This is a genomic window from Bradyrhizobium sp. ISRA430 (assembly GCF_029909975.1).
In the GTDB taxonomy this organism is placed as follows: Bacteria; Pseudomonadota; Alphaproteobacteria; order Rhizobiales; family Xanthobacteraceae; genus Bradyrhizobium.
On record NZ_CP094516.1, the window covers coordinates 3,513,081 to 3,539,498 of the forward strand.

At 64.4% G+C, this 26,418-nt stretch carries 30 protein-coding genes and 1 pseudogene; 15 read left to right on the forward strand and 16 right to left on the reverse strand.

Annotated elements, in window-relative coordinates; genetic code table 11:
* The first annotated feature begins 32 nt into the window (after positions 1-32).
* Positions 33-284, forward strand: coding sequence for a hypothetical protein (locus MTX21_RS16800; RefSeq protein ID WP_280965890.1), 252 nt, complete (start codon positions 33-35; stop codon positions 282-284).
* A 140-nt stretch (positions 285-424) separates the two neighbouring features.
* On the opposite strand, the gene MTX21_RS16805 is transcribed toward MTX21_RS16800, so the two are convergent.
* Positions 425-913 carry a J domain-containing protein gene (locus MTX21_RS16805; protein ID WP_280965891.1) on the reverse strand — a complete coding sequence of 163 codons (489 nt, stop codon included), beginning with the start codon at positions 911-913 and terminating at the stop codon, positions 425-427.
* Between the two features lie 111 nt (positions 914-1,024).
* On the opposite strand from MTX21_RS16805, the gene fabG reads away from it, so the two are divergent.
* The 3 genes from fabG to MTX21_RS16820 all read left to right on the forward strand — a co-directional run bounded on the left by fabG (position 1,025) and on the right by MTX21_RS16820 (position 3,005).
* Positions 1,025-1,792 (forward strand): 3-oxoacyl-ACP reductase FabG, encoded by a 768-nt coding sequence (gene fabG / locus MTX21_RS16810; RefSeq protein ID WP_280965892.1) that lies wholly within the window; start codon positions 1,025-1,027, stop codon positions 1,790-1,792.
* Positions 1,793-2,130: 338 nt separating this feature from the next.
* Positions 2,131-2,376, forward strand: a complete 246-nt coding sequence (locus MTX21_RS16815; protein ID WP_280965893.1) for a helix-turn-helix domain-containing protein — start codon at positions 2,131-2,133, stop codon at positions 2,374-2,376.
* Between the two features lie 131 nt (positions 2,377-2,507).
* On the forward strand, positions 2,508-3,005 hold the full coding sequence (locus MTX21_RS16820) for a collagen-like protein (protein ID WP_280965894.1): 498 nt from the start codon (positions 2,508-2,510) through the stop codon (positions 3,003-3,005).
* A gap of 91 nt (positions 3,006-3,096) precedes the next feature.
* Here MTX21_RS16820 and MTX21_RS16825 read toward each other — a convergent pair whose 3' ends face one another.
* Positions 3,097-3,363: a DUF2277 domain-containing protein gene (locus MTX21_RS16825; protein ID WP_279375615.1), complete on the reverse strand. Its 267-nt coding sequence runs from the start codon at positions 3,361-3,363 to the stop codon at positions 3,097-3,099.
* Between the two features lie 118 nt (positions 3,364-3,481).
* Entirely contained in the window at positions 3,482-4,174 is a 693-nt protein-coding gene (locus MTX21_RS16830; protein WP_280965895.1) for a metalloregulator ArsR/SmtB family transcription factor, read from the reverse strand.
* 143 nt (positions 4,175-4,317) lie between these two features.
* Between MTX21_RS16830 and MTX21_RS16835 the strand changes: the two genes are divergently transcribed.
* The 4 genes from MTX21_RS16835 (at position 4,318) to MTX21_RS16850 (ending at position 7,012) form a co-directional block, all read left to right on the forward strand.
* Positions 4,318-4,725: a nuclear transport factor 2 family protein gene (locus MTX21_RS16835; RefSeq protein WP_280965896.1), complete on the forward strand. Its 408-nt coding sequence runs from the start codon at positions 4,318-4,320 to the stop codon at positions 4,723-4,725.
* A 170-nt stretch (positions 4,726-4,895) separates the two neighbouring features.
* Positions 4,896-5,957, forward strand: coding sequence for an alpha/beta fold hydrolase (locus tag MTX21_RS16840; protein WP_280965897.1), 1,062 nt, complete (start codon positions 4,896-4,898; stop codon positions 5,955-5,957).
* 18 nt (positions 5,958-5,975) lie between these two features.
* Complete coding sequence (locus MTX21_RS16845; protein WP_280965898.1) at positions 5,976-6,323, forward strand: MmcQ/YjbR family DNA-binding protein; 348 nt, start codon at positions 5,976-5,978, stop codon at positions 6,321-6,323.
* 83 nt (positions 6,324-6,406) lie between these two features.
* The gene (locus MTX21_RS16850) at positions 6,407-7,012 is read left to right on the forward strand and encodes a pyridoxamine 5'-phosphate oxidase family protein (RefSeq protein ID WP_280965899.1); all 606 of its coding nucleotides are present in this window, start codon (positions 6,407-6,409) and stop codon (positions 7,010-7,012) included.
* Positions 7,013-7,226: 214 nt separating this feature from the next.
* Here MTX21_RS16850 and bfr read toward each other — a convergent pair whose 3' ends face one another.
* Together bfr and MTX21_RS16860 are read right to left on the reverse strand one after the other, a co-directional pair.
* Positions 7,227-7,715: a bacterioferritin gene (gene bfr, locus MTX21_RS16855; RefSeq protein WP_280965900.1), complete on the reverse strand. Its 489-nt coding sequence runs from the start codon at positions 7,713-7,715 to the stop codon at positions 7,227-7,229.
* A gap of 132 nt (positions 7,716-7,847) precedes the next feature.
* A complete protein-coding gene (locus tag MTX21_RS16860) occupies positions 7,848-8,120 on the reverse strand; it encodes a (2Fe-2S)-binding protein (RefSeq protein WP_280971078.1) in 273 nt (90 codons plus the stop codon).
* A gap of 580 nt (positions 8,121-8,700) precedes the next feature.
* Here MTX21_RS16860 and MTX21_RS16865 point away from each other — a divergent pair.
* Together MTX21_RS16865 and MTX21_RS16870 are read left to right on the forward strand one after the other, a co-directional pair.
* On the forward strand, positions 8,701-9,030 hold the full coding sequence (locus MTX21_RS16865) for a hypothetical protein (RefSeq protein ID WP_280965901.1): 330 nt from the start codon (positions 8,701-8,703) through the stop codon (positions 9,028-9,030).
* Between the two features lie 211 nt (positions 9,031-9,241).
* Positions 9,242-9,523, forward strand: a complete 282-nt coding sequence (locus MTX21_RS16870; RefSeq protein ID WP_279375605.1) for a hypothetical protein — start codon at positions 9,242-9,244, stop codon at positions 9,521-9,523.
* Positions 9,524-9,612: 89 nt separating this feature from the next.
* On the opposite strand, the gene MTX21_RS16875 is transcribed toward MTX21_RS16870, so the two are convergent.
* The gene (locus tag MTX21_RS16875) at positions 9,613-10,839 is read right to left on the reverse strand and encodes a lytic murein transglycosylase (RefSeq protein ID WP_280965902.1); all 1,227 of its coding nucleotides are present in this window, start codon (positions 10,837-10,839) and stop codon (positions 9,613-9,615) included.
* Between the two features lie 7 nt (positions 10,840-10,846).
* Positions 10,847-12,496, reverse strand: coding sequence for an energy-dependent translational throttle protein EttA (ettA, locus tag MTX21_RS16880; RefSeq protein WP_280965903.1), 1,650 nt, complete (start codon positions 12,494-12,496; stop codon positions 10,847-10,849).
* A gap of 234 nt (positions 12,497-12,730) precedes the next feature.
* Between ettA and MTX21_RS16885 the strand changes: the two genes are divergently transcribed.
* Both MTX21_RS16885 and MTX21_RS16890 read left to right on the forward strand, forming a co-directional pair.
* Complete coding sequence (locus MTX21_RS16885; protein ID WP_280965904.1) at positions 12,731-12,946, forward strand: hypothetical protein; 216 nt, start codon at positions 12,731-12,733, stop codon at positions 12,944-12,946.
* A 136-nt stretch (positions 12,947-13,082) separates the two neighbouring features.
* On the forward strand, positions 13,083-14,045 hold the full coding sequence (locus MTX21_RS16890; protein ID WP_280965905.1) for a D-2-hydroxyacid dehydrogenase family protein: 963 nt from the start codon (positions 13,083-13,085) through the stop codon (positions 14,043-14,045).
* A gap of 12 nt (positions 14,046-14,057) precedes the next feature.
* Here MTX21_RS16890 and MTX21_RS16895 read toward each other — a convergent pair whose 3' ends face one another.
* Positions 14,058-15,026: an NAD-dependent epimerase/dehydratase family protein gene (locus MTX21_RS16895; protein WP_280965906.1), complete on the reverse strand. Its 969-nt coding sequence runs from the start codon at positions 15,024-15,026 to the stop codon at positions 14,058-14,060.
* A 157-nt stretch (positions 15,027-15,183) separates the two neighbouring features.
* Positions 15,184-16,398: a L,D-transpeptidase gene (locus MTX21_RS16900; protein ID WP_280965907.1), complete on the reverse strand. Its 1,215-nt coding sequence runs from the start codon at positions 16,396-16,398 to the stop codon at positions 15,184-15,186.
* Positions 16,399-16,759: 361 nt separating this feature from the next.
* Between MTX21_RS16900 and MTX21_RS16905 the strand changes: the two genes are divergently transcribed.
* On the forward strand, positions 16,760-17,581 hold the full coding sequence (locus MTX21_RS16905; protein ID WP_280965908.1) for a hypothetical protein: 822 nt from the start codon (positions 16,760-16,762) through the stop codon (positions 17,579-17,581).
* A gap of 3 nt (positions 17,582-17,584) precedes the next feature.
* Here the strand turns inward: MTX21_RS16905 and sseA are convergent, their stop codons facing one another.
* The 3 genes from sseA to MTX21_RS16920 form a co-directional block, all read right to left on the reverse strand.
* Positions 17,585-18,442 carry a 3-mercaptopyruvate sulfurtransferase gene (gene sseA / locus MTX21_RS16910; RefSeq protein ID WP_280965909.1) on the reverse strand — a complete coding sequence of 286 codons (858 nt, stop codon included), beginning with the start codon at positions 18,440-18,442 and terminating at the stop codon, positions 17,585-17,587.
* Positions 18,443-18,591: 149 nt separating this feature from the next.
* Positions 18,592-19,005, reverse strand: a complete 414-nt coding sequence (locus MTX21_RS16915; protein WP_280965910.1) for a rhodanese-like domain-containing protein — start codon at positions 19,003-19,005, stop codon at positions 18,592-18,594.
* 157 nt (positions 19,006-19,162) lie between these two features.
* On the reverse strand, positions 19,163-20,338 hold the full coding sequence (locus tag MTX21_RS16920; protein ID WP_280971079.1) for a VWA domain-containing protein: 1,176 nt from the start codon (positions 20,336-20,338) through the stop codon (positions 19,163-19,165).
* A gap of 123 nt (positions 20,339-20,461) precedes the next feature.
* On the opposite strand from MTX21_RS16920, the gene MTX21_RS16925 reads away from it, so the two are divergent.
* Both MTX21_RS16925 and MTX21_RS16930 read left to right on the forward strand, forming a co-directional pair.
* On the forward strand, positions 20,462-20,707 hold the full coding sequence (locus MTX21_RS16925; RefSeq protein ID WP_280965911.1) for a GlsB/YeaQ/YmgE family stress response membrane protein: 246 nt from the start codon (positions 20,462-20,464) through the stop codon (positions 20,705-20,707).
* A 98-nt stretch (positions 20,708-20,805) separates the two neighbouring features.
* Entirely contained in the window at positions 20,806-21,648 is an 843-nt protein-coding gene (locus tag MTX21_RS16930; RefSeq protein ID WP_280965912.1) for a MoxR family ATPase, read from the forward strand.
* A 265-nt stretch (positions 21,649-21,913) separates the two neighbouring features.
* Here MTX21_RS16930 and MTX21_RS16935 read toward each other — a convergent pair whose 3' ends face one another.
* From MTX21_RS16935 to MTX21_RS16950, 4 genes and pseudogenes are all read right to left on the reverse strand, one after another.
* On the reverse strand, positions 21,914-23,560 hold the full coding sequence (locus tag MTX21_RS16935) for a GMC family oxidoreductase N-terminal domain-containing protein (protein ID WP_280965913.1): 1,647 nt from the start codon (positions 23,558-23,560) through the stop codon (positions 21,914-21,916).
* Positions 23,561-23,579: 19 nt separating this feature from the next.
* On the reverse strand, positions 23,580-24,173 hold the full coding sequence (locus MTX21_RS16940) for a GNAT family protein (RefSeq protein ID WP_280965914.1): 594 nt from the start codon (positions 24,171-24,173) through the stop codon (positions 23,580-23,582).
* Between the two features lie 123 nt (positions 24,174-24,296).
* Positions 24,297-25,223: an SMP-30/gluconolactonase/LRE family protein gene (locus tag MTX21_RS16945; RefSeq protein WP_280965915.1), complete on the reverse strand. Its 927-nt coding sequence runs from the start codon at positions 25,221-25,223 to the stop codon at positions 24,297-24,299.
* A gap of 204 nt (positions 25,224-25,427) precedes the next feature.
* Positions 25,428-26,274 (reverse strand): annotated as a pseudogene (locus MTX21_RS16950) (AraC family transcriptional regulator).
* Positions 26,275-26,418 lie beyond the last annotated feature (144 nt).

Consider the following 26,418-nt stretch of genomic DNA (forward strand, 5'->3'; position numbering starts at 1 on the left):
TGCATCACATCTTTCATTTAAGGAGCTGATCCATGCGTCGTATTTCCATGCTGTGCGCTGCTGCCTGTCTTGCCGCTACCGCCTTCATCGCCGCAAGCCCGGCCGAAGCCGGCTATCACCTGATCCGCTGGCAGGACACGGGCTTCTGCCAGATCTGGGATGAGAGCATCCCGTCCACGCCGTGGCCCGCCGACTACGCCCGCGTCAGCGCGTCCGTTCCGACCTTCGTCGATGCGCTCGCGGTCAAGGACCACGCGCTGCGCAACGGCCACTGCACCTGGTAAAATCGCGATCGAGCGCAGGCATCGTAGGGTGGGCAAAGCGAAGCGTGCCCACCGCTTAGAATCCGGGATCGGCGGCACGGTGGGCACGGCGCAAATGCGCCTTTGCCCACCCTACAAGATCTACAAGATCTCGCTTGTCGCTATCCCGCGTCCTTGTGCGCGCCAGGATGGATCAGGATGTCCCGCGCGGCGGCGAGGTCGATGAAGGCCTGCGCACTGCCACCCTGATCGGGATGCATGCCCTTGGCGGCGCGGCGATAGGCCTGGTTGATGTCCTCGCAGGTGAGCTGCACGGCGAGCGGCAGGCCGAGCGTCCTGCGGGCGCGCTCCTCGTTGGAGAGCTTTTTCGGCAGCGCGTTGCGGCGCCCGAAGCGCGGCGCGGTCAGATCGTGGATGACCTCGAGGATCACGCCGACGCGGCGTTGGGCTGCCAGCGTGACGCTGTCATCGTCATTGTCCACGGCCTGGCGCAGCACCGGAAGCGCCTGCTCGGCCGCCTGGCGCAGCATCGTGTCGGTGCTCATCCGCGCGATCTCGGCCACGAGCCGGCCCGCCTCCGCCCAGTCGGCAGAGTCCGCCGACCGCAGGCGTTCGAGGGCGATTTTCCAAGGTTCAAGTCGTTCCATCATGCGCGCAACGTTTAGCAACAGAGATCAGTATGCCAAGGTCGCCGTTTCCGACCCCTTAATTTCGAGTTAGCCTTTCATGAAACTTCGAAACGAATCCGGGAGGAAAATGTCATGGCATTGCTCGCAAACCACATCGCGGTCGTCACCGGCGCAGGATCCGGCATCGGCCGGGCGATCGCGGCGGGCTACGCACGCGAAGGCGCACAGGTCGTGCTGCTCGACGTCAATGCCGACACGGTTGCGGAAGCCGCAACGGAGATCCAAAAAGCAGGCGGCAAAGCCGAGAGCTTTGCGCTCGATGTCACCAGGCGCGAGGACTGTTTTGCGCTGGCAAAGCAGGTCGCCGACAAGGTCGGACAGGTGTCGATCCTCGTCAACAATGCCGGCATCACCCGCCGCAATGCCTTCACCGCCGGGACCGAGACGGTGGCGAAGGACTGGAACGACATCATCTCGCTCAACCTCAACGGCGTCTTCAACATGACGCAAGCGTTCCTCAGCCCCTTGCGCGCGAGCAAGGGCCGCATCGTCAATATCGGCTCGATCCAGTCCTTCGTGCATCTGCGCACGCCGAGCTCGGCGGCCTACACCACCTCCAAGCATGGCGTGCTCGGCTTCACCAAGGCGCTCGCGGTCGAGCTCGGCAAGGAAGGCGTGCGCGTCAACGCGATCGGCCCGGGCTTCATCGAGACCAACATCAACGCGACTGTGCGCGCCACCAATCCGGCGCTGGTGCAGGCCTTCGTCGATCACACCCCGCTCGGGCGCACCGGCAAGCCCGATGACATCGTCGGCCCCGCGATCTTCCTCGCGTCGGATCTGTCGGCTTACGTCACGGGCACGATCGTGATGGTGGACGGCGGGTATCGGACGGTGTGACGGAGCGACGCGTTCGCCACTTGTGCAGTGTCATCGTCCGCGAAAGCGGACGATCCAGTATTCCAGAGACAGTGACGAATACGGAGAAGCCGCGGCGTACTGGATGCCCGCCTCCGCGGGCATGACACCTGCTTTGTGGCGCGAGATCGGCCCGCATCGCTATGCATCCCGTGCCAATCGCGGCGGCTTCGCGGTATTCCTGGGGTCAATTGGTGTGCTGCCCCGGCAATTAACCAATCGTTAACCAAACGCGCCCACCGTAGATCTACGGCTTGGGGGTCGTTTGTTCTCGATCCGCTTCCAATGATGGAAGCGGGCGTTGGTCGGGAGGTGTGTTGATGACCACTGTTCATGTCGCGACGCCGCAGGGCGCGCAATTCCTTGCCCCAAACCAGATCGTTCCGCTGCTGATCGGCGCGACCGTCGACGAGGTCGAGCGCGAGCTCGTGCTTCAGACGCTCGCCCGCTGCGACGGCAACCGCACGCGCGCAGCCCGCGTGCTCGGTCTGTCGGTGCGCACGCTGCGCAACAAGATCAGGCTCTATGCGGCCTCCGGCATCGAGGTGCCGGCGTATCACGACTAGCACGTGACGCCACGCAAAAGCGCCTCGTGCTGCCAATTGATGTTGACCAAGCCCGACGCGCTGCGCGGGCAGAATTGCTGCTGTCGTCAAACGCCGCTAAGTAGCTTGCTTCCGGTAGAGGGAGCAGCGGTGTGGCAGACAATCAGAACCGGCAAGGACGGCAAGGACCTCAGGGGCGGCAGGGCGAGCCGGGACGGCCGGGGCCACAGGGGCATCCGGGCCGGCGCGGGCCGGACGGCGCGCGCGGCAAGCCGGGGCCACAAGGCAAGCCCGGTCCGCTTGGAAAGGCCGGACCGGTAGGCAAGGCCGGTCCGCAGGGCAAGCAGGGCGAGGCCGGGCCACGCGGACCAGCCGGACCGCAGGGGCCGGTCGGGCCGCAAGGCCCACGCGGCGAGGCAGGTCCGCCCGGTCAGTTGCCCTCGATCGAGCAGGTGCTGCCATGGCTGGAGCAGCTCTTCGATGCCTGGGACGAACGTCGCCGCCAGCGCGAGCAGGAAGCCGCCGAGCAAGCGGCGCTGGAAGCCGCCGTGCAGGACGAAGCCGATCCCATCGTCGACAACGACGGCGACGATAGCGAAAAGGACGATCGCAAGAAAAAGAAGAAAAAGAGGAAACACGGCAAGGACTAGCCGCCGCGCCCGGGACTCGAGCCTCGCTCAAGAGGATGAATCGTCCTGGCGTAGCAGCATGCCCATGCGCGGAGCAGCAGCCAAGGAACGGCTAGCCGAAGCGTAGGCGCGAACGCTCCCTCGCCCGCTCCGCCTCGACCTCCCGATCCCGCGCCGGCGCGTGGGTGTGCAGCGACGTGAGGAGGCGGCGCGCGGCGTCCGACACCTCCGCCACGGCGCGGTTGAAGGCTTCCTCATTGACTTGCGAGGGCTTGTTGAAGCCGGAGAGCTTGCGCACGAACTGCAGCGCGCTGGCATGGATCTCGTCCTCCGTCGCCGGCGGCTCGAAGTTGAACAGCGTCTTGATGTTGCGGCACATGAGTTTCTCCTCGGCTCCTCTGAAAGGCACGTCTGTTCAAGGACGATCGGCGCGGGCCCAATGCTACATGCCGGGTCCGCCTCTGTCATCGCCATCCGGGCGTCGCGGACACGGCGAGTCAGAACGGGATGGAGACGCCAAGGCGCGCGAAGAAGGCCCGCCCCTTCGGCGTGAGACGAAGCGCACGTGGAATGCGATACGGCGCGAGCGCATGCGTTTCGATCAACCGCTTCAGGATCGCATTGGCAAACGGGCCTGCCAAATGCGGAACGCGCTCGGTCCAATCGTTGCAGAGGCGCATGTGCGGATCACGGCCCGGCCTGAAGTCGATCGCCTCGGCATGACACCAGGCAAAGCCCTGCTCGGTGAGCGCGGCCTCCCGGCCGCGCAGCGCGATCAGGTCGCGGCGCACCAAACCGTCCCGCAGCGCCACGCCGAGTTGGCCGGCGAGATGGCAATAGCAGGTCCGCGCGCGCCGGAGCTCTGTCGGCGCGCCTCGCGTGCGTTCGATGTGATCGGTCCTGACGGCGAGATTGACCAAGTTTTCGATCAGGCCCGCCACCTCATCGTCTGCGATCCGATAGTACCGGAACCGCCCCTGCTGCCACACCGAGAGCAGGCGCGCCTCTGTCAGCTTCTGCAAATGCGCGCTGGCGCTTTGCGGCGACACGCCGGCCAGCGATGCCAGCTCGCCCGCGGGCAGCGCCTTGCCACCGAAAAGGGCACTGACCATGGCTTCGCGCGCGGGATCGCTCAAAGCCTCGGTGAGCCGCGAAAATCCTGACTGCACTGACCGCCGTGTGACCGCCATCAAATACTCCTGCCCCTGATCTGGGCCTGACGTCATCTCGTCGCAATCCCGCCAAGGCCGGTCATTTCAGAATTGGGTGAAACTTTGGCGAGCCGTCCTCTGCGATCCTTCGAAGATGTCGCCCGAATCCAGAGGATTACATCATGATCGACGAAGCACGCCAAAGCGATGCCGAACGCATCTGCAAACTGTGGGACGAAGCCCTCAGCAACAAGGACCTCGAAGCAGCCCTCGCACTCTATGCCGATGCTGCATCCATCGAAAGCCCGCTGGTCCAACACCTCATGAAGATCCCGACTGGCATCGTCGAAGGCAGGGAGAACTTGCGTGCCTTCATCGCGCGCGTGTTCCAGACCAATCCGCCGCAGCGAAAGCGCTTCAAGCAAGGCTTCTTCACGGACGGCCGTATCGTCACCTGGGAATATCCGCGCGTCTCTCCCGATGGCGACCAGATGGAGCTGGTCGAGATCATGGAGATCGACAAGGGGCTGATCCAGCGCCACAGGGTCTACTGGGGCTGGTACGCGCTCGGCTTTCTCAAGCACGAATGAGCCGGCCACCTGGTTCTGCCTGCCGGCGAAAATATTCCGCTTGCGCGATGCACCATCCAGGAAAATGTTTTGGCGCCCGGCCGTGCATCCGCTCTCGATCCCCGGAGCGACGCTGCTAAGATCGCGCGCGAAGCGGCCCGGATCAAAGCGGCCGCAGCGGGGAGAGAACCATGAAAGCTTCGTGCGCGGTGCTGACGGCCGCATTTCTGTCGATCTCGGTATCTGCCATGGCTGCCGATTATCCGGCACCGAAACAAGGCGACTGGATCGCCAAGGATTTCAAGTTCCACACCGGCGAAGTCATGCCGGAGCTGCGGCTGCACTACACCACCGTGGGCGAGCCGACCGGCCAGCCCGTGCTGGTGCTGCATGGTTCGGGTGGCTCGGCCGCGAGCATGCTGACGCCCGCCTTCGCCGGCGAGATGTTCGGCCCTGGCCAGCCGCTCGACGCATCGAAATACTACATCATCATTCCCGACGGCATCGGCCACGGCAAATCGTCAAAGCCCTCCGACGGGATGAAGACGAGCTTTCCGAAATACGATTACGGCGACATGGTCGAGGCGCAGTATCGCCTGGTGACGGAAGGCCTCGGCGTCAAGCATTTGCGGCTGGTCATCGGCAATTCGATGGGCGGCATGCACACTTGGCTGTGGGGCGAGAAATATCCGAAGGCGATGGATGCGCTGGTGCCGATGGCCTGCCAGCCCACCGAGATGGCGGCGCGCAACTGGATGCTGCGGCGGATCATGCTCGACACCATCCGCAACGATCCCGACTACAATGGCGGCAATTACACGAGCCAGCCGCGGATGATGAAATACGCCATCGTCACTTACGGCATCGCGAGCATCGGCGGAACGCTGGCCTATCAGTCACAGGCGCCGACGGCGGCTAAGGCCGACAAGATCGTCGACGATCGGCTCGGAACGCCCGTGACGGCGGATGCCAACGACTTCGTCTATCAGTGGGAGGCCTCGCACGATTACAACCCCGCGGAAAAGCTGGAGCAGATTGATGCGCCGCTGCTTCTGATCAATTCCGCGGACGATGAGCGCAATCCGCCGGAGACCGGCGTCACCGACGCCGCGATGAAGCGGATCAAGAACGCGCGCCTGTACCTCATCCCCGCGAGCACCGACACGCGCGGCCACGGCACCACCGGCAATGCAAAGTTCTACACCGAGCAGGTCCGGCAATTGCTGCAAACGGCACCACAGCGGACGATGTGAGGCGACCGGCGAGGCACCATGTCGACAGCTCGCTTTCGCCGGGCCGCGCTCGCGCTTCCCGGCGTCATCGAAGGTGCACATCACGGCCATGCCGACTTCCGGGTCGGCAAGCGCGTGTTCGCGTCGCTGGGCTATCCTGATGATGAATGGGGCATGGTGAAGCTGACGCCGGAGCAGCAGGCCTTGCTGGTCGAAACCGAGCCGGAGATGTTTCGTCCGGTGCCCGGTGCTTGGGGCAGAAACGGCAGCACCAATGTGAGACTGGTGAAAGCCGATCAGGTGACGCTGCGGAGCGCGCTTCTGATGGCATGGCGCAACGCCGCACCGAAATCGCTGCTCGGCTCGTGCGACATGCCGGCACGCTGATCGCGCAAGCCCATGCCGAATTCCGTTAGCAGCGAGCGTTCCAATCGGATAGCTTGACGCAAAGCACTTTCGGAGACACGCCCTTGACCGACCTTTGCGCCGAAGACCTCGCCACCATCTATCCGAAGCCTAGCCCCCGCGTGATCGCGAAAGCGCGCCCGGCGATCGATGCACATGCGAAGAAATTCATCGAGATGTCCCCGTTCTGCGTGCTCGCGACATCAGGCGCCGACGGCAGCGTCGACGCCTCACCGCGCGGTGGCGGTACGGGCTTCGTGCATGTCGCCGGCCCCAATCAGTTGCTGATGCCCGACCGTTCCGGCAACAACCGCATCGACAGCTTCAAAAACGTCGTCGAGGGCTCGGGCTTCGTGCACCTGTTGTTCTTCGTGCCCGGGATCGACGAGACGGTGCGCGTCGGCGGGCGCGGCACGCTGTCGGCCGATCCGGATCTGCTCGCCTCGATGGTGGAGTTCGGCAAACCGCCGCGCGCGGTGCTGAACGTCGCCGTCAGCGAAGTCTATTTCCACTGCGGCAAGGCGTTGATGCGCTCAAAGCTGTGGTCGCCGGAGGTCAAGGTGCAGCGCTCGGTGATGCCGAGCATCAGCCAGGTGATCCACGATCAGACCAGCCTGGGCGAGCCCGAAGGCCAGGACGCCGTGGAAGCGCGCTACAGGACGCAACTATAGGCGGCGGCCCTAAGGCGAGTCGTCCCGGACAAGCGCAGCTCCTGGCAACGCGCAACGTTGTCCAGAGCGGAGCGCAGATCCGGGACCCATAACCACAGGGAGGAGTTTTACGAAGACTCGCGATTGCCGATCACGCGCCGCAACTTCTCCCTGGGGTAACGGGTCCTGGCTTTCGCCAGGACGACGCCGGAGAATGCGGCGCTAGACGCGCGATCTAATGCCCGTTGCCTTCGAGCCCGCCGACGTGCTTCTGGGTATAGAGCTCGAGGCCGATGCGGCCGATCAGATCGAGCTGGGTTTCGAGGAAGTCGATGTGGTGCTCCTCGTCGCTCATCAGCTTCTCGAACAGGTCGCGCGTGACGTAGTCCTTGACGCTGTGGCAATAGGTGGCCGCTTCCTGATAGAGCGCCCGCGCGCTCATCTCGGCGGCGAGATCGCACTCGATGATCTCCTTGACGTTCTGGCCGATGCGCAGGGGGTCGAGCACCTGCATGTTGGGGAAACCGTCGAAGAAGATGATCCGGTCGGTCAGCTTGTCGGCGTGCTCCATCTCCTCGATGGACTCCTTGCGCCAGACCTTGGCCATCTCGAGGAGTCCCCAATTGTTGAGGAAGCGGTAATGCAGCCAGTATTGATTGATCGCAGTCAGCTCGTGACGCAGTGCCTTGTTGAGATATTCGATGACTTTTGCGTCGCCCTGCATGATTCACTCCAGCTCTTGCGGCCAACTCGGTCGGAAATCGAGTTTAGAACGCTTCTAAAACAGTTTGGGAACAAGGGCAACCGGCTACGAGGACGCAGCCCGGGATTAGCTCAGCCGACGAAGGCGAGGACTTCAGCAGGCTGCGAGGGCGAAATCGGCCGGCTCGGCCGTCTCGTCGTTGGCGGCCACCTGATGGTTGTGCGGGCAGCCGGCACAGCAGGCCTTGGCGCAGGGACCGAGCGCTTCCTCGATGATGGTTTTGATGGTGCGGGCGCAGCGGCCGCACTCGGCGCTGCAGCCAAGGCATCCATAGACCTGTTTGGCATGACGCACGGCGTCGTCGGAGTCGGCGACGGCGGCGCGGATGTCGTCATCGCTCAGCACGTTACAGGAACAGACGATCATGGAAAGCAACAGGCCCTTCGGTGATGCACCATCATCGATATTTAAGGGGCCGGCAGGATGCAAAAGGAAAAACCGGTATTTGAAGCTATTCCAAACTGGCCTGGAACCAGCCTAGAACGGCTCTAAAATGCGACGTTGCAATGGATCAAGATCGCACCGGATTCGGTCTAATCGCTGCCACCGCCTCCGCCACCGTCGCCGCCGCCCCCACAATCTCCGCCACCGCCGCTGTCACCGCTGGAGCAGCTCCCGCTATCACCCGAGCTGCTCGAACTGTCGCTGGAAAACCAGCTTCCGAGCGAGAGGCCGTCACTCGTCCCCGAATAGCTGTCGGCGCCGGCGCCCGCCCGCGACGGCCGCCGGCCGCGGTTCTGGATATGGGTGATCCAACCATAGCCGATTGCGAAGATGATTCCGGCACGATCAGGGTATTTATCATCGCGCTGCCCATCATCGTCTCCCTGGCGGACCTGCGATCGGTATCAATTGGTCGCCGCCGCAAAGGTGCCGTTCATTGATCATTCAAGCGAAGTATGGAACCTTGCCCCCAAAGAGTTCCGTGTGTGAAAGGTCGCTCCCTATGAAGAAGTCGCTCCTGGCGGTCGCTGCCGCCGCTACCCTGGCCCTGGCGGCCGGGTCCCCGGCTCATGCCCAGCGCGGCGTCGCCGCGGGCGTGGCGGCCGGCATCATCGGCGGTGCCATCGTCGGTGGCGCGCTGGCCTCTCCGTACTATTACGGACCGGGCCCCGGCTACGACTACTACGAGCCCGGCTACTACCCGCCCCGCTACTATGCGCCGGCTCCCGGCTATGTCGCCGATGATTATTATTACGGCGGCTGCGTCTGGCAGAAGCAGCGCTTCTGGGACGGCTTTGCCTGGCGCGTTCGTCGCGTGAGAGTCTGCGGCTGAGGCGCGAAACACCGGTTCATTACGGAGCGCCGTTCATCTGAGGGCCCGAAAAAGACCGCTTTTTCTGGTCACAGCTCCGTGCGCGTTTACCGTGGATTGACCATTTGCGCGCTTCGTAGTCCAACGGCCAATTCCATCAGAGTGTGCGTGAACCTTTGAAACCCTGGCGTTCCTAACTAAGGAGCGTCCATCTCCCAGGAGAGCCAAGAGCATGAAGAAGACTTTTGTTGCCGCCCTTACGGTTGCGACGGTCGCCGGTTCGCTGGTGACCGCCACTCCGCCCGCGAAAGCCGGTGACGGCGTCGGCGCCGGCATCGCGGCCGGCCTGATCGGCGGCGCCATCGTCGGCGGCGCCATTGCGTCGAGCCGTCCCGCCTATGGCGGCCCCGTTTACGTGGCCGAGCCCCCGCCGCCGGCACCCTGCTACTGGCGCCGTGAGCGGTACTGGGACGGCTACGGCTGGGTCGTTCGCCCGGTTCGCGTCTGCTACTGACCTGATCGCACGGCGCGTGAGGCGCCGCGATCGAAGCCCGGCCGAGCACATCGGCCGGGCTTTTTTCTTTGGCGGGAAACTGAGGCTCGCTAGCGCGCCGCCTCGATCGAGCGCAGCACCTCTTCGCTCGGCCAGCAATCCACTTTCAGCCCCGCCGACTTCTGATACGTCCCAAGCGCGGCGCGGGTTTGCATGCCGGCCTTGCCGTCGATCTTGTCCTTGTAGAGCCCGATGCGCGTGAGGCCACGCTGCATTGTCTCGACGTCCTTGGTGCGCAACTGCTTCGAGGCTGACCACGGTGTGGCAAACGACAGCGGGCTCGTCATGCGGTCGCTGAGATGGCCGACAAACAGCACATAGAGGTCGGAGAAATTGTATTCCTTGATGACGAAGTAGTTCTTCGTGGTCAGGAACGAGGGACCGTAAATGCCTTCCGGCTGCAGCAGCGAGGCCGGCTGTGCCTGCTCGGCGGCACTCAACTTTTGCCCGCGTACCGGCACAAAACCTTCGCGCATCCACTGGCTGATCGGCTTCGTCACCTCGGGCACACCCGCCGTGCAATCGACCTTCGCCGGCGCCTGCACCTCGTAGGCCCAGCGCACGCCGCTCTGCCAGCCCTTGTTGACGAGCTGCTGCGCGGCCGAGGCCAGCGCGTCCGGCACCGAATGCCAGATGTCGATGCGGCCATCGCCCTCGAAATCGACGCCGTGCTTGTAATATTCCGACGGCAGGAACTGCGTCAGCCCGGTCGCGCCGGCCCAGGATGAGCGCATGTCCTTGCGCGTCACCGCGCCCTCGCCAAGGATTTTCAGCGCGAGAATGAACTCATTGCGGTATGTGTCCTTACGCCGGCCGACATAGGCCTGTGTCGCGAGCACGCGGACGAGATCGTAGGGCAGCGTATAGCGGCCATAGTCGGTCTCGCGGCCCCAGATCGCGAGCATGACGGTCGCGGGCACGCCGGAGCTTTTCTCGATCTGCGTCAGCGCAGGGCGATATTTTTGCAGCAACCGCTGTCCCTCGCCCGCAAGCCGCGCGATCGAGGCTTCCCTGATGTAGTCCGCCGGCACCTGCACGAACTCGGCCTGCGACGGCGCGCCGGTCGCGGGCCGTCCCGGCAGGATCAAATCGGGCAGCTTGTAGTCCGGCTCGAGTCCGCGCGTCTGTTCGTCGAACGTCGCGCGCGACACGCCGGCCGCCTGCGCCTCCGGCCAGAGCGAGGCGATGAACTGGCTAAAGGCGGCATCGGCCGCCCGGGCGGACGACCAGCCGCAGGTGAGCACAATCACTGCAGCGATGAGCGTCCGCCGCATCATGCTGAAATCACCGCGTCAGCTTCTTGTACTTCACGCGGTGCGGGATGATGCTGTCCTGGCCGAGCCGGCGCATCTTGTCCTTCTCGTAGTCCTGGAAGTTGCCCTCGAACCATTCGACATGGCTGTCGCCTTCGAACGCGAGGATGTGGGTGGCGATGCGGTCGAGGAACCAGCGATCGTGGCTGATGATGACAGCGCAGCCGGCGAAATCCTCCAGCGCCTCTTCGAGCGCGCGCAGCGTGTCGACGTCGAGATCGTTGGTCGGTTCGTCGAGCAGCAGCACGTTGGCGCCGGACTTGAGCATCTTGGCGAGATGCACGCGGTTGCGCTCACCGCCGGAGAGCGCGCCGACTTTCTTCTGCTGGTCCGCGCCCTTGAAGTTGAATGCCGAGCAGTAGCCGCGCGAGTTCACTTCCTTCTTGCCGAGCAGGATCAGCTCGTTGCCGCCGGAGATCTCCTCCCACACGGTCTTGTTGCCTTCGAGCGCATCGCGCGACTGGTCGACATAGCCGAGATGCACGGTTTCGCCGACCGTGATGGTGCCCTTGTCCGGGGTCTCCTGCTTGGTGATCATCTTGAACAGCGTGGTCTTGCCGGCGCCGTTGGCGCCGATCACGCCGACGATGCCACCGGGCGGCAGCTTGAAGGTGAGATCGTCGATCAGAAGGCGATCGCCAAAGCCTTTGCTGAGGCCCTCGAAGTCGACCACGTTGGCGCCGAGACGTTCGGCGACGGGAATGATGATCTGCGCGGTCTGGGTCTGCTTCTCGCTCGCCTTCTTGAGCAGCTCCTCATAGCGCTGATAACGCGCCTTGGATTTGGCTTGACGTGCCTTCGGCGAGGACGCGACCCACTCCTGCTCGCGAGCGAGCGTCTTCTGGTGGGCAGCCTCCTCGCGACCCTCCTGCTCCAGGCGCTTCTGCTTCTGCACCAGCCAGGACGAGTAGTTGCCCTCATAGGGAATGCCGCGGCCACGATCCAGTTCGAGGATCCAGCCCGTGACGTTGTCGAGGAAGTAGCGGTCGTGGGTGACGATCAGGATCGCGCCGGGATAGTTGCGCAAGTGACCTTCGAGCCACGACACCGATTCCGCATCGAGATGGTTGGTCGGCTCGTCCAGCAGCAGCAGCTCCGGCTGGTCGAGCAGCAACCGGCACAGCGCGACGCGGCGGCGCTCACCGCCGGAGAGCTTGGTGACGTCGGCATCGTCGGGCGGACAGCGCAGCGCGTCCATGGCCTGATCGACCTTGCTGTCGAGATCCCAGAGGCTCTGGGCCTCGATCTCGTCCTGCAGCTTGGTCATTTCGTCGGCGGTCTCGTCGGAGTAGTTGACCGCGAGTTCGTTGTAGCGGTCGAGGATCGCCTTCTGCTTGGCGACGCCCTGCATGACGTTCTCGCGCACGGAGAGCTTGGGATCGAGGTGCGGTTCCTGTTCGAGATAGCCGACGCGGGCGCCCTCGGCGACCCAGGCCTCGCCCGAGTACTCCTTGTCGAGGCCGGCCATGATCTTGAGCAGTGTCGACTTGCCCGAGCCGTTGACGCCGAGGACGCCGATCTTGGCGTCCGGGTAGAACGACAAGTGGATGTTATCGAGCACCTTGCGGGTCGGGTAGCTCTTGGTCAGGCCCTGCATGAAATAGATGAACTGGCGCGCCATCGGTCCCGTGAAACCTTCGATTTGAGGAAATTTGCTGCCGCCGATGTAGCGATCCCGTCCCGAAAGGGCAATGTTTTCCGATCGTTCACCAAGGATGAATACGGAACGGACACCATGCGGACACCGATCCGGACAATTGAAACCATTTTTTAATAAAGCAGGCCAAAGCTCGCCTCAGCACTGAAAAAAGTGCCACCCGCGCAGAACGAGCGGGGAGAACAAAGAGGCCGCATCATGGCTCTGATCGAGACCACCTCCCTTCCCGTACCGGCGGAAGCCGGCCGTTCCGCCAGCCTCGTCGCGGAGATCAAGAGCTTCTGGAAGGGCTTCTTCGCCACCGCTTTCAACCCCTATCGTCCCGAGTTGCACTACATGCGCGGCCCCGGTCCGGCCTGGCGCGCCAAGCACGGGATCGATGCGCCGTTGCGCTTGAAGCCCCGCGACCTCTGAGCCCCTTCCTCCCTGCATATCGGATTTTTGAAGACGCGAGCGGCTTGCGCGCGGGTCTGATTGCGCGCAACCATGGCCGGGTTCCGACGATGGCGCCCCCGCTTACGCCATCACCTCTCGCCATGGATGAACGCTGATGACGCGGCTGCGCTGTGCAATTCTCGACGACTATTTCAACATCGCCCTCAACGTCGCCGACTGGCCGAAACTCGCCGACCGCGTCGACGTCACCGTGTTCAGCCATCCGTTCGCCTCCGAGCAGGCCGCGGCCGGCGCGCTTGCCGATTTCGAGATCATCTGTGCGATGCGCGAGCGAACCGCATTCCCAAAGAGTCTGTTCGGAGCGCTACCAAAGCTGAAGCTGCTACTCACCTCCGGAATGCGCAACGCATCGATCGACATGGAGGCTGCGAAGGCGCGCAGCGTTGCGATTGCCGGCACGCAATATTCCCGCGATCCGACCGCCGCGCTGACCATGGGCCTGATCCTTGAACTGACCCGCGGCATCGGCCGCGAGAATGCGCGCATGCATGCGGGCGAACCCTGGCAGACGTTCGCCGGCATCGAGATCGAGGGCCGCACGCTCGGCATCGTCGGGCTCGGCAAGCTCGGCAGCAAAGTCGCCGGCATCGCCAAGGCCTTCGGCATGAACGTGATCGCCTGGAGCCCGAATCTCACGCCCGAGAAGTGCAAGGAGGTCGGCGTCGGCTATGCCAGCAAGGAGGAGCTGTTCGCCAAGGCCGATATCATCACCATCCACGTGGTGCTGAGCCCGCGCTCGCGCGGACTGGTCGGAGCTGCCGATCTCGCGCGGATGAAGCCGACGGCGTTTCTCATAAACAGCGCGCGCGGACCGATCGTCGACGAGGCGGCGCTGCTGGAGGCGTTGCAGCAGAAGAAGATCGCTGGCGCCGGCATCGATGTGTTCTCGGTCGAGCCGCTACCTGTCGATCATCCGTTCCGCAAGCTCGACAATCTCGTGCTGACGCCGCATCTCGGCTACGCGACCGAGGACGGCCTGCGGATCCATTACGGCCAGATGGTCGAGGCGATCGACGCCTGGACCAAAGGCAGCGAGCTGCCGCGCAAGCTCGCCTGAGAGGGCCGCGCCTCAGGCCGCAGAGCGCTCGGCTCCCGACGTCGTCGCAAGCTCAGCGAATCCCTGACGCCATGACGGGTGCGCAGGGTGCCATCCGAGTTCGTCCTTTGCCTTGGCATTGGATGCGCCGCGCACCTGGGTCATCATCGCCACCATATGCTCACCGGCGAGCAGCCGGCCAAGCCAGGCCGGAACATGAAATGGCGGTCTTGCGCCCAATAGCCCCGCCAGCGCCGGCAACCACTCCCTGACTCGCGCCGGGTGATCATCGACAATGTTGTAGATGTTGCCGGGAACGCCATGCCCGATCGCCGCCAGAGTGGCGGAAGCGGCATCCTCGGTATTGATGAATGACCAGTAGCCGCCACCGTCGCCGACGAGCGGCACCCGTCGACGAAAAAGTTGGTCGCGCATCGCGGGCGACAGGGTGCCGGTTTCGGCGCCGTAGAAGAATCCGTAGCGTAGGACGATTCCTTCGGGAGCGGTTGACGCCGTAACGGTCCGCTCGAGATACTGGATCGCCTCGAGCGTACGGCGTAGTTCCTCAGGCGGATGCGGATCGAGCTCGTCCGTCTCGGCCTTGACCGCTCCCCCCGAGCGACTGAACGTCCAGCCGCAGAAGCTTTGCGCAATGAAACGCCGGGCGCCGGCTTCGCGCGCGGCCGCCAGCAGAATGTCGGTTCCCCTTGTGCGCAGTTCGTTGGTCCTGGCGAATGCACGGTCGAAATGCCGAAGGTCGGTTGCTGCCGCGAGGTCCGTCATCTGATGGATCACGACGTCGGGAGTTGCCGAGATTACCGCTGCGCGCATGCCGTTCGCATCGAGGCCATCGGCGATAGCCGGTTCCGCGCCCATCCGCTTGATGAGGTCAGCTTTCGCGGGGCTTCGCGTCGATCCAACGACCTGGTGCCCATTCGCGGCCAACATGGGAACAAGGTGACGTCCCAGGGCGCCGGTCGCGCCTGCAACAAAGACTCGCATTCTGCGCTCCTCGAATTCGTTGACCACTTAGGCAAGTAGTCGACGCATGCGGGGATTCAACGGCGCGAATGGACAGCCGAACCGGCAGGCGCCAAACAAAAGCGACGCGTGGCCGAAGCACACGCGCCGCTTGTCGTTCGGATAATCGTCAGCCGGCTTAGCGCACCGTCACCGGCGCCGGCAGCGGCGGCACCACCGTCGGCTGCGTGCCCGCGACCGGGCCGGCCTGGGCGGACATCGGAGCGGGCGCGGCCGCGCCGGTCGTCGGCGCAGCAGACGCAGTCGCCGTTCCCGGCGCCGGGCCGCCCGGCATCACCACCACGCGGGTGCCGACCTTGACGCGGTCGAACAGGTCCGAGACGTCCTCGTTCAGCATGCCGATGCAGCCGGAGGACACGAACTTGCCGATCGTCGACGGCTGGTTGGTGCCGTGGATGCGGTAGACGGTCGAGCCGAGATACATCGCGCGGGCGCCGAGCGGATTGCCGGGACCGCCGGCCATGAAGCGCGGCAGATAGGGCTGACGCTCGATCATCTCCGTCGGCGGATGCCAATCCGGCCACTCCGCCTTGCGGGTGATCTTCTGCACCCCGGTCCAGGTGAAGCCATCGCGGCCGACGCGCACGCCGTAGCGGATCGCGCGACCATTGCCGAGGATGTAGTAGAGGTAGGTGTTCGGCGTATCGACGACGATCGTGCCGGCCGGCTCCTTGGTCTGGAACGCGACTTCCTGGCGGCGCAGATTCGGCGGCAACTGCGCGGGCGCGGCGTCGGGCTGCTCCTCGGGCGGCAGTGAGGCAACCGTCATCGGTCGGCCGTCGCTGCCGACGGCGGGCTGCTGCCCGACCGCTCCGGTCGCCCCTGGACCATTGACCGACTCCGGAGGACGCAGGCCGTCGCTGGCGGTCGCCTGCGCCGGACGATCGGCATAGATCACCGGCGGCGGGCCATCACGGCGGCCGTAGCGAGGATCGTCGGGCGACATCACCGGGCCCTGCGGCTGGGCGGCCGAATAGGTCGGGCTACCGGCGGGACGTCCATAACGGGGATCGTCCGGCGACATCACCGGGCCTTGGGGCGGGGCCGCCGAATAGACCGGAGGCGCACCTGCGGGACGTCCGTAGCGGGGATCGTCGGGCGACATCACCGGGCCGGTGGGGCCGGGCGGCGGCAACGCCGCGGAGTTCTGCGGCACGGCGTCATCGTCCTCGTCCAGCGCGTCGAAATTCGGCACGCGATCGCCGGGACGATATTCGGACGGAGCGCCATAGCTTGGCGCCTGCTGCACCGGATAGGTCTGAGCCTGCGCGAGCGAGGTTCCCGCCGCAGCGACGGTTGCGGCAGCGCATATCGTCAGAAAATGTTTGATCATCATCGCTCTTGTATAGTCCCCAGGCCCGACCGGACCGTTAACGCGCACATGACCGAAGATCGCGGCACATTCAAGACATATCAGGGTTATTTGCCCCGATTTGGCGATTTGTGATCCGCTGCGTGACCGTTGCTCCGGTGCATCACGGGGCGGAAATCGCATCAGGCCGTAGATTGCCGGAGTCTTCCGCCGTTTTTTAGGGGAACGGCACCGAGGGGTTGCGGTAAGGTCAAATCAGCCTGATTCGTCTCGCTTTGAGCTTCGACCCCGCGCGGCGAACGCGGCAATCAGTACCGTCACCGCGTTCAGATGGCTCAAGGGCCCTGGCCGTCACCGCCAGAGCGGAAATCCGTATCCTTCGATGCTTCCCGGCTTTCGCTTCCTGTTTGCCGCGATCCTGCTGTCAACCGCCATCCTGGTGTTCGGCCTAGGGGCCGCCGCGCTGCTGCGGACGACCCACGAGCAGTACGTCAACAATCCCTCCTGGCGGAACGGCCCGCAGGAGCAGGTGTTTGCCCAAGTCTCCGCGCAGGCCCAGCCGGTCCTCGCCGCATTGCGCGCGGAGCCCGAGCCGGCCGAGCCCGTGGCCGATGAGGCCGAGCCGTCGCTGCGGGACCAGGTCCCGACGATCTCGCTGCCCGCGGTCGAGGTCGGGCCCGAGCAGCTCGCCGCGGTGACGCTTGAAGCCCAATCTCAGCCCGAGCCGCAAGCCGCCGACATCGCGCCCCTCGCCACGGCGCCGTCGGCCACGGAGACCCCCGCCGCCGAGGCGGTCAGGACGGAGGCTGCGGCCGCCCCGCCCACGGATACGCTGACCCCGGCCGACACGACCGCTTCCATCCCCGCGGACAAACCCGCGCCGGCCGCTGCGGTCGCCGAAGCACAGCCGTCCGAGGCAACGGTTGTCGTGGCCTCGCCTGCGACCGACAGCGCTACGGCCAAAGTGGCCGCGCTGAGCGAGCCAGCGACCACGGCACCAAAGGATCTGCCGGGCAACGCAAAAGCCGACAGCAGCACACCGGAGAGCAAGACGACCAAGCCGCGCGCGCACAAGGTGAAGAAGCGGCGCCGCATCGTCCAGCGCCCACCGCCGCCTCAGCCGGTGCAGCAGACGTATTATTATTTTCCGTTCGCGCAGCAGCAGCCGACGCAGGCCGCGACGGCCACACGCGCCCGCCAATAAGGCTTACGCGGGCCCGGTCGCGACCGGCGGGCCGCCGGCCTGGCCCCATTCCGACCACGAGCCGTCGTAGAGCGCGGAGTCGGTGACCCCGAGCCGATAGAGCGCCAGCGTCAACACGCCGGCCGACACGCCGGAGCCGCAGCTCGTCACGATCGGCGCATCGAGCTTGACGCCGGCGCCGGTGAAGGCGGCGCGCAGATCGTCGAGCGGCTTCATCGTGCCGGTCGCGGCATCGAACAGCAGATTGTAGGGCACGTTGCGGGCGCCGGGGATGTGGCCGGAGCGGATGCCCGGCCGCGGCTCAGGCGCCCGGCCCTCGAAGCGGTCGGCGGCGCGCGCATCGATCACCTGCTCTTTGCTGCTTTCGACGTTGGCGATCAATTGCTCCATACTGCGCACGCGCTTCGGATCATAGCTCGCCTTGAAGGTCGCAGGCTTAGGCTTCACCTCGCCGCTTTCGACGGGACGTCCCTCGGCGCGCCACTTCTTCAGCCCGCCATTGAGAATGCGCACATTGCCGTGGCCATAGGACAGGAACATCCACCACGCGCGCGGCGCGGCGACCCAGCCGCCGGCATCGTAGATCACCACCGTATCGGCATTGGAGATGCCGAGATTGCCGACGTCACGGCCGAACTGTTGGGCGCTCGGAAACATGTGCGGCAGCGGATTGGAATGATCCGACACCGCATCGACGTCGAAGAACACGGCACCCGGCAGGTGCGCGGCCAAATAGTCGTCCTTCGGCAGCGGCAGCACGCCCGGCAGCTTGAAGGTGGCGTCGAGGACCTTCACGTTGGCATCGTCAATGTGAGCGGCGAGCCAGTCGGTGGAGACGAGGGGATCGGTGGGGGTGGTCATCAATGCATTTCCTTTTCGTCAGCGCGAGCCCGGAATCCATTCATCCACAAACCCCGTCGCCCGATGGATTCCGGGCTCGCGACTTCGTCGCGCCCCGCAATGACGGGTGGAGCCCGGAATCACGGGTGGAGCGAGTGTAGACCACTCGATCACCCCTTCTTCTTCGGCTCCCACTTCTCCGTCGGGCCGCCGGCGTCGCGCCAGGCGGCGTAGCCGCCGGCGATGTGGGCGACGGGCTTGAGGCCCATGTCCTGCGCGGTCTTGGCGGCGAGCGCGGAGCGCAGGCCACCTGCGCAGTGGAAGACGAACTTCTTGTCCTCCTGGAAGATCGGCTTTGCATAGGGGCTCTGCGGATCGATCCAGAATTCGAGCATGCCGCGCGTGCAGGCGAACGCGCCAGGGATGCGGCCGTCGCGCTCGATCTCTCTGGGATCGCGGATGTCGACGATAACGACGTCGCCGGTCTTGGAGATCTCGATCGCGTCCTTGGCTGTGAGCGTCTCGATCTCGGCATTGGCCTCGTCGATCAGCGCCTTGATGCCGCGGCTGATGGTCTGGGGCATGTGCTTCTCCCTCTTTTCTCTCTCGTCGTTCCGGGCGGTGCGCAGCATCGAACCCGGAATCCATTTCTCCACCAACGCCGCGGCCCGATGGATTCTCAGATGCGCAATTGCGCATCATAGTTCGCGACTTCGTCGCGCCCCGGAATGACGGCGGTGGCTAGTGCGTCAACTCCTTCATCGCGCCTTCGAGACCCTCGATGGTGATCGGGAACATGCGATTGGCGAAGATGCGGCGGATGATAGTCGTCGATTCCGAATAGTCCCAGTGCTTCTGCTGCACCGGATTGAGCCACACCGCATGCGGATAGGTGCGGATGATGCGCTCGAGCCAAACCGAGCCGGGCTCCTCGTTGACGTGCTCGACCGAGCCGCCCGGCACCATGATCTCGTAGGGCGACATCGAGGCGTCGCCGACGAACACGACCTTGTAGTCGTGCGGATATTTGTGCAGCACGTCCCAGGTCGGCGTGCGGTCGGTGAAGCGGCGCTTGTTCTGCTTCCACACGCCTTCATAGAGGCAGTTGTGGAAGTAGAAATACTCCATGTGCTTGAACTCGCTCTTCGCCGCCGAGAACAGCTCTTCGACCTGCTCGATATGCGCGTCCATCGAGCCGCCGATGTCGAAGAAGACGAGCACCTTCACCGCATTGCGCCGCTCGGGCCGCATGTGGACGTCGAGATAGCCGTGATTGGCGGTCTCCCGGATCGTGGTGTCAAGATCGAGTTCGTCCGGCGCACCGGTGCGCGCGAATTTGCGCAGACGGCGCAACGCCACCTTGATGTTGCGGATGCCGAGCTCGACATTGCCGTCGAGATCCTTGAACTCGCGCTTGTCCCACACCTTCACGGCGCGGTTGTTGCGGTTCTTCTCCTGGCCGATGCGCACGCCTTCCGGATTGTAGCCATAGGCGCCGAACGGCGAGGTGCCGGCGGTGCCGATCCACTTGCTGCCGCCCTGGTGGCGGCCCTTCTGCTCCTCGAGCCGCTTCTTCAAGGTCTCCATGAGCTTGTCCCAGCCCATGGCCTCGATCTGCTTCTTCTCCTCCTCGGTGAGGTACTTTTCCGCGAGCTTCTTCAGCCACTCCTCGGGGATCTCCGCCTTCTCCATGGCGTCGAGCAGGCTTTCCAGTCCCTTGAACACCGTGCCGAAGACGCGATCGAACTTATCGAGGTTGCGCTCGTCCTTCACCAGCGCCGAGCGCGACAGGTAATAGAAATTCTCGACCGTGTAATCCGCGAGGTCGGCATCCAGCGCCTCCATCAGCGTGAGGTATTCGCGCAGCGTCACAGGGACCTGCGCATCGCGCAATGAGGTGAAGAATTGCAGGAACATGAGTGACAGATTGCCCGTCGGGTGGCTGCCGTCAAGGGGCGCCGTCCGCCCCTCGAAGCTGGACCGGGGCACTATTTGCTCTAGAATTGAGCCGCTTGAGGCTTGGCTTTGGGGATCTTTATCATGGGAATCATCGCAGCGCTGATCATCGGCGCGATCGCCGGCTGGCTCGCCGGGAAAATTGTCCACGGGGCGGGATTTGGCCTGATCGGCAACATCGTGGTGGGCATCATCGGCGCGCTGGTCGCGAGCTGGGTGCTGCCGCAGCTTCACATCGAGCTCGCTACCGGCACCTTCGGCGCCATCGTGGACGCCACGATCGGCGCGGTGATTGTGCTGGTCATCCTTTCGCTGATAAAACGGGTCTGAACGCTTGACCGAACCCAAGGAACGGCCGCTTCGAGCGGCCGTTCCTTTTGTCGGCCCGAAGCCAAAGGCTCGCGCCGACGATCAACTAAGGACGCGCAATGAAATTTACCGGCACCAAGGACTATGTTGCGACCGACGATCTCAAGGTCGCGGTCAACGCCTCGATCGTGCTGGAGCGGCCGCTGCTCATCAAGGGCGAGCCCGGCACCGGCAAGACGGTGCTGGCCGAGGAAGTGGCGAAGGCGCTGAACGCGCCGCTTTTGACCTGGCACATCAAGTCCACCACCAAGGCGCAGCAGGGCCTCTACGAGTATGACGCGGTGTCGCGCCTGCGCGACAGCCAGCTCGGCGATGCGCGGGTGTCCGACATCAAGAACTACATCAAGCGCGGCAAACTGTGGGAGGCCTTCACCGCCGAGCAGCGCCCGGTGCTGTTGATCGACGAGATCGACAAGGCCGACATCGAGTTTCCGAACGACCTGCTGCTCGAGCTCGACCGCATGGAATTCCATGTCTACGAGACCGGCGAGACGATCAGGGCGAAGCAGCGCCCGATCATGATGATCACCTCCAACAACGAGAAGGAGCTGCCGGACGCGTTCCTGCGCCGCTGCTTCTTCCACTACATCAAATTCCCGGACGCCGAGACCATGGGCCGGATCGTCGACGTCCACTTCCCCGGCATTAAGAAGCGCCTCGTCGAGGAAGCCTTGCGCATCTTCTTCGAGGTGCGCGAGGTGCCCGGCCTGAAGAAGAAGCCGTCGACCTCCGAGCTGCTCGATTGGCTGAAGCTGCTGCTCAACGAAGACATGAGCGTCGAGCAGCTCCGCGAGCGTGATCCGCGAAAACTGATCCCACCGCTGCACGGCGCGCTGCTCAAGAACGAGCAGGACGTGCACCTGTTCGAGCGGCTGGCGTTCCTGAGCCGGCGGGAGGTGTAGGCGGCTGGGATGCCTCGTAGGATGGGTAGAGCGAAGCGAAACCCATCGCGTCCAACGCAAACGCTGCGAGATGATGGGTTTCGCTTCGCTCTACCCATCCTACAAACTATTGGCTTTCGCCAGGACGACATTGGAGGGCGTTGGCGCGCTCTCTCGATTTCGTCATTGCGAGCGCAGCGAAGCAATCCAGAATCCCTCCGCGGAAAGGACTCTGGATTGCTTCGCTGCGCTCGCAATGACGAAACGAGGTTGCGGCGAATTCGCGCTACGCCACCGCCGCATCCGGAATGCGCGCGGCTTCCATGGGCTGCTTGCCGCGGATCAAGTCCGAGGCACGGTCGGCGATCATCATGGTCGACGCATTCAGGTTCGCCGAGATCATGCGCGGCATCACCGAAGCGTCGATCACGCGCAGGCCTTCGAGGCCGTGGACTCGAAGCTGGTCGTCGACCACCGCCCAAGTCGAATCCGCAGGGCCCATGCGGCAGGTGCAGCCGGGGTGGAAGGTGGTGGTACCGCGCTGAGTTGCGGCGTGCAGGAATTCGTCGTCGGTGTTGACGTTCGGACCGGGGAAATCCTCGTACGCGTAATAGGGCGACAGCGGCGCGGATTTCAGCAAGCGCCGCGCGAGCTTCATCCCGCCCACGACGACGCGACGGTCGAGCTCGGCGTCGAGATAGTTGGTCTGGATGATCGGCGGCGCAAACGGGTCAGCCGAGCGGATGCGGACATAACCGCGGCTCTCCGGGCGCTGCTGCCATGAGGCGACCGTCATCCCGGGCTCGTCCTCGAGCTGGCCCTGCACGCCTTCCTTGTAGGACGCCGGCGTGAAGGTGAGCTGCAGGTCGGAGCTCTCCGCGCTCTCGCCCGAATGCCAGAAGCAATAGACCATAGTCGGCGACAGCGACAGCAGGCCGCGGCGCGTGATGGCCCATTTCAGCGCCTCGACCCAGAGCGAGAGGCCTCGGCGCAGCTCGTTGATGGTCTTGATGTCCTTGACGCGCGCGACCGTACGCGGCGCGTAATGGTCCTGGAGACCCTCGCCGACCGGCAACGCGTGACGCACCGTGATGCCGTGGGCCTGCAACAAATCGGGTGAGCCGATGCCGGAGAGCTGCAAGAGCTGCGGCGAATTATAGGTACCACCGGACAGGATCACTTCCTTGTTGGCGCGCACCTCGACAGGATGGCCGCCACGGCCGCCCTTCATGTAGCGCACGCCGACGGCGCGCTTGCCCTCGAAGATGATCTCGGTCGCATGCGCATGCGTGTGCACATGCACGTTGGGCCGCTTCATCGCGGGCTTGAGGAACGCGGTCGAACCGGAGACGCGCAGGCCGTTGTTGATGGTACGCTGGCAGTAGGAGACGCCTTCCTGGGTCTTGCCGTTGTAATCGGGGTTGCGGGGAATGCCGAGCGACACCGCACCTTCCATGAAGGCCTCACAGAGCGGATCGCGCCAATCCATCGTCGTGACCGTGAGACGGCCCTCACGGCCGCGATAGAGCGCCTCGCCCTCGCCCACCCGCTTCTCCAGCCGCCGGAAGTATGGCAGCACGTCGGCGTAACCCCAACCGCGATTGCCCATCTGCGCCCAGGTGTCAAAATCCATGCGCTGGCCACGGTTGTAGATATGGCCGTTGATCGAGGACGAGCCGCCGAGCGTCTTGCCGCGCGGCGCGTAGATGCTGCGCCCGCCGGTCCAGGGCCCCGGCTCCTGCTGGTAGGCCCAGTTGATGCTCTTCATGTGGAAGGTCTTGATGAAGCCCGCCGGCAGGTGAATGTAGGGATGCCAGTCGCTGGGGCCCGCCTCGAGCACGCAGACGCTGGTAGCGGGGTCTTCGCTGAGCCGGCTGGTCAGCACGCAGCCGGCCGAGCCCGCGCCGACGATCACATAATCAAATCTATCCATGGTATCCGCCAGAAGCCGCTCAGCGCGGCTTGTCGTTGAGTTGATAATTCAGATGCGCCTGCACCGTCGGCCATTCCGCGGCGGTGATGCTGTAAACCACTGTGTCGCGCAGCGTGCCGTTGGGCGCGATCTGGTGGCTGCGCAATATGCCGTCCTGCTTGGCGCCCAGACGCTCGATCGCGCGGCGGCTCTGGTGATTGAAGAAATGCGTGCGGAACTCGACCGCGATGCAGTTCAGTGTCTCGAAGGCGTGCTGGAGCAGCAGCAATTTGCACTGCGTATTGAGCGGCCCACGCTGCGCGCTCTTCCCATACCAGGTCGAGCCAATCTCGACGCGACGATTGGCGGCATCGATATTCATGTAGGTCGTCATGCCGACGATTTTCCCTGCGGCATCGAACACGGTGAACGGCAGCATGGAGCCGGCGGCCTGGAGCCCGAGACGGCGGTCGATTTCCTTGCCCATGTTCTCCGGCAGGGGAATCGCGGTGTACCAGAGTTTCGAGAGCTCGCCGTCCTTCACGGCCTCCACCAGCCCCTCGCGATGCTGATGCGACAGCGGCTCGAGACGGGCATGCTGTCCGCGCAGGGTAATGGGATCCGGCCAGGGCATTGAAGGTGTCTCCTTACGTCATTGCGAGCGAAGCGAAGCAATCCAGAATCTTTCCGCGGATGCATTCCTGGATTGCTTCGTCGCTTCGCTCCTCGCAATGACGGTAACTACTACAGGCATTGCTCACTTGTTTAGAAAATTAAGTGGCAAACCGACGCGCGGCCAGTCCATGGCGATCAGCTCGCCCCTGCCCGACAGCGTGATGTAGGCGGTCTTCAGCTCGGGGCCGCCGAAGGCGATGTTGGTGGTGACGCGGTCGCCGGTCGGCACCTGCTCGACCAGCGTGCCGTCGGGCGCGATCACCGAGATGCAGCCGGAGACGAGGGTCGCAACGCAGACATTACCGTTTGCCTCCACCGCAAGCGAGTCGAACATCTGGTAGCCGCCGAGGCCGCAGATCGGCTTTCCGCGCTCGCCGCGGTAGATCGCATCGCGCGGCTTGAGCGTGCCCGGCGCGGAGAGCTCGTAGGCCCAGAGCCGCCCCGTGGGCGTCTCCGCGATGTAGACGGTGGCCTCGTCCGGCGACAGCCCGATGCCGTTCGCCGGCAGCACGCCGTGCACGACCTCGACGATCTCCTTCATGCCGGGCTTGAGGTAATACATGCCGCCGACGTCCATCTCGCGCGCGCGGCGCTTGCCGAGATCGGAAAACCACAGGCCGCCGTGCTTGTCGAAGACGAGATCGTTCGGCCCGCGCAGATCGTGCTCGCCGCACTTCGTCATGACGGTCTCGACCTTGCCGGATTGCAGGTCGACGCGCTGGATCGAACCGCCGAGATAGTCATCGGGCTGCGGTCCCGGCATGATCGTGGTGCGGGTCGGGATCCAGGAGAAGCCGCCATTGTTGCAGACATAGATCTTACCGTCGGGCCCGAGCGCGGCACCATTCGGGCCGCCCGGAACCTTGGCGACGATCTCCTTGCGGCCATCGGGATAGACGCGGGTCAGGCGCTGGCCACGGATTTCGACCAGCACGACCGAACCGTCCGGCATCACGACCGGCCCTTCGGGAAATTCAAGGTCGGTGGCGAGAACGCGGACGTTGGACATTTTGGGACCTCCCGGCTGCTTGTTATGGCTTGCACGGGATGTCCGGCGCGGGCCCCGCAGGCAAGATTTGCCTGCGGTTATGACAAAGTCACTGAGCCTTGCCAAGCAAGCGGGCAGGTATGCCAGCCCTGCGCGGTAAAGCGCGATGAGGACTGTCATCGCGCTCTCGGTTGTTATTTGAGCATGATCTTTCGGAAAACCGCTTTACTCCTTGACCGGCAGCCAGATCTCGAAGCCGCCATTGCCGGTCGCGGGATCGAACCTCTCGTCATAGCGCTCGAAGCTCGGCGCGTCCGCAGCTTTCAGGCCAGAGGCCGGCAGCCATTGATTCCAGATCGTGTTGACGGTGCGGCGGATCGAGGCGACGTGCTCGGCGTGGGTGAACACCGCATAGCGCTGCTCGGGAATGCGGATGCGACCGAAGCGGCGCGGCAGGTCGGAGAAATCGGCGACCTCGACGCCAGCGATGTAGTCGAAATTGCCGGCGTCATCGCCGTTGCAGCAGACGCCATAGGCCACTTGATATTCTCCCTGGCCAATGCGCGCAGGAATGTCGGCGACCTCCTGGTGGAAACGGTGCCACAGGCCCGGGATGACGGCGCCGTTGTCGCAAGAGATGCGCTCGGTGGGGCCGGCGACGAGAAAGGTCTTTGCGGTTTCGAAACGCGGGGCTGTGAGAGTGTCGAGCATGGTGGAGTCCATGAGGATCGGCTCCTGAAGCTTGAGGTCCTTGACGCACGTTGCCGCCCTCACCGCTTCGGGCGTGGCGCCGAAATGGTCGCGGAACGCGCGGGTGAATGCTTCGTGGGAGCCGTAGTCCGCCTCCAGCGCCAGTGACAGGATATCGGGCGCGCCTTTGGCAAGGAGACGCGCGGCCTCCGTCAGCCGCCGCCCGCGCACGTAACGCATCACTGGAAGCCCGGTCGCTGTGGCAAACGCGCGCACCATGTGGAACCGCGATACGCCGCCGACCGCAGCGATCTCGTCGAGCGTCATCGGCTCGGCAAAGATGGCTCTCGACATACCAGAGTGCGCGTTGGGCAGGGTTCATGGTGTGTTGGCCCTCGTTCGAAGCGCGGCCACGATGCGCGCGATGCCGCCCGCTCCGCTTGATCGGCATTGCTGTCGTGCAAGAGGATAGCGCCGGAGCGGCCACTGGCAACGTCCAGGCGTTCATGTCTACACTCCAGAGCTT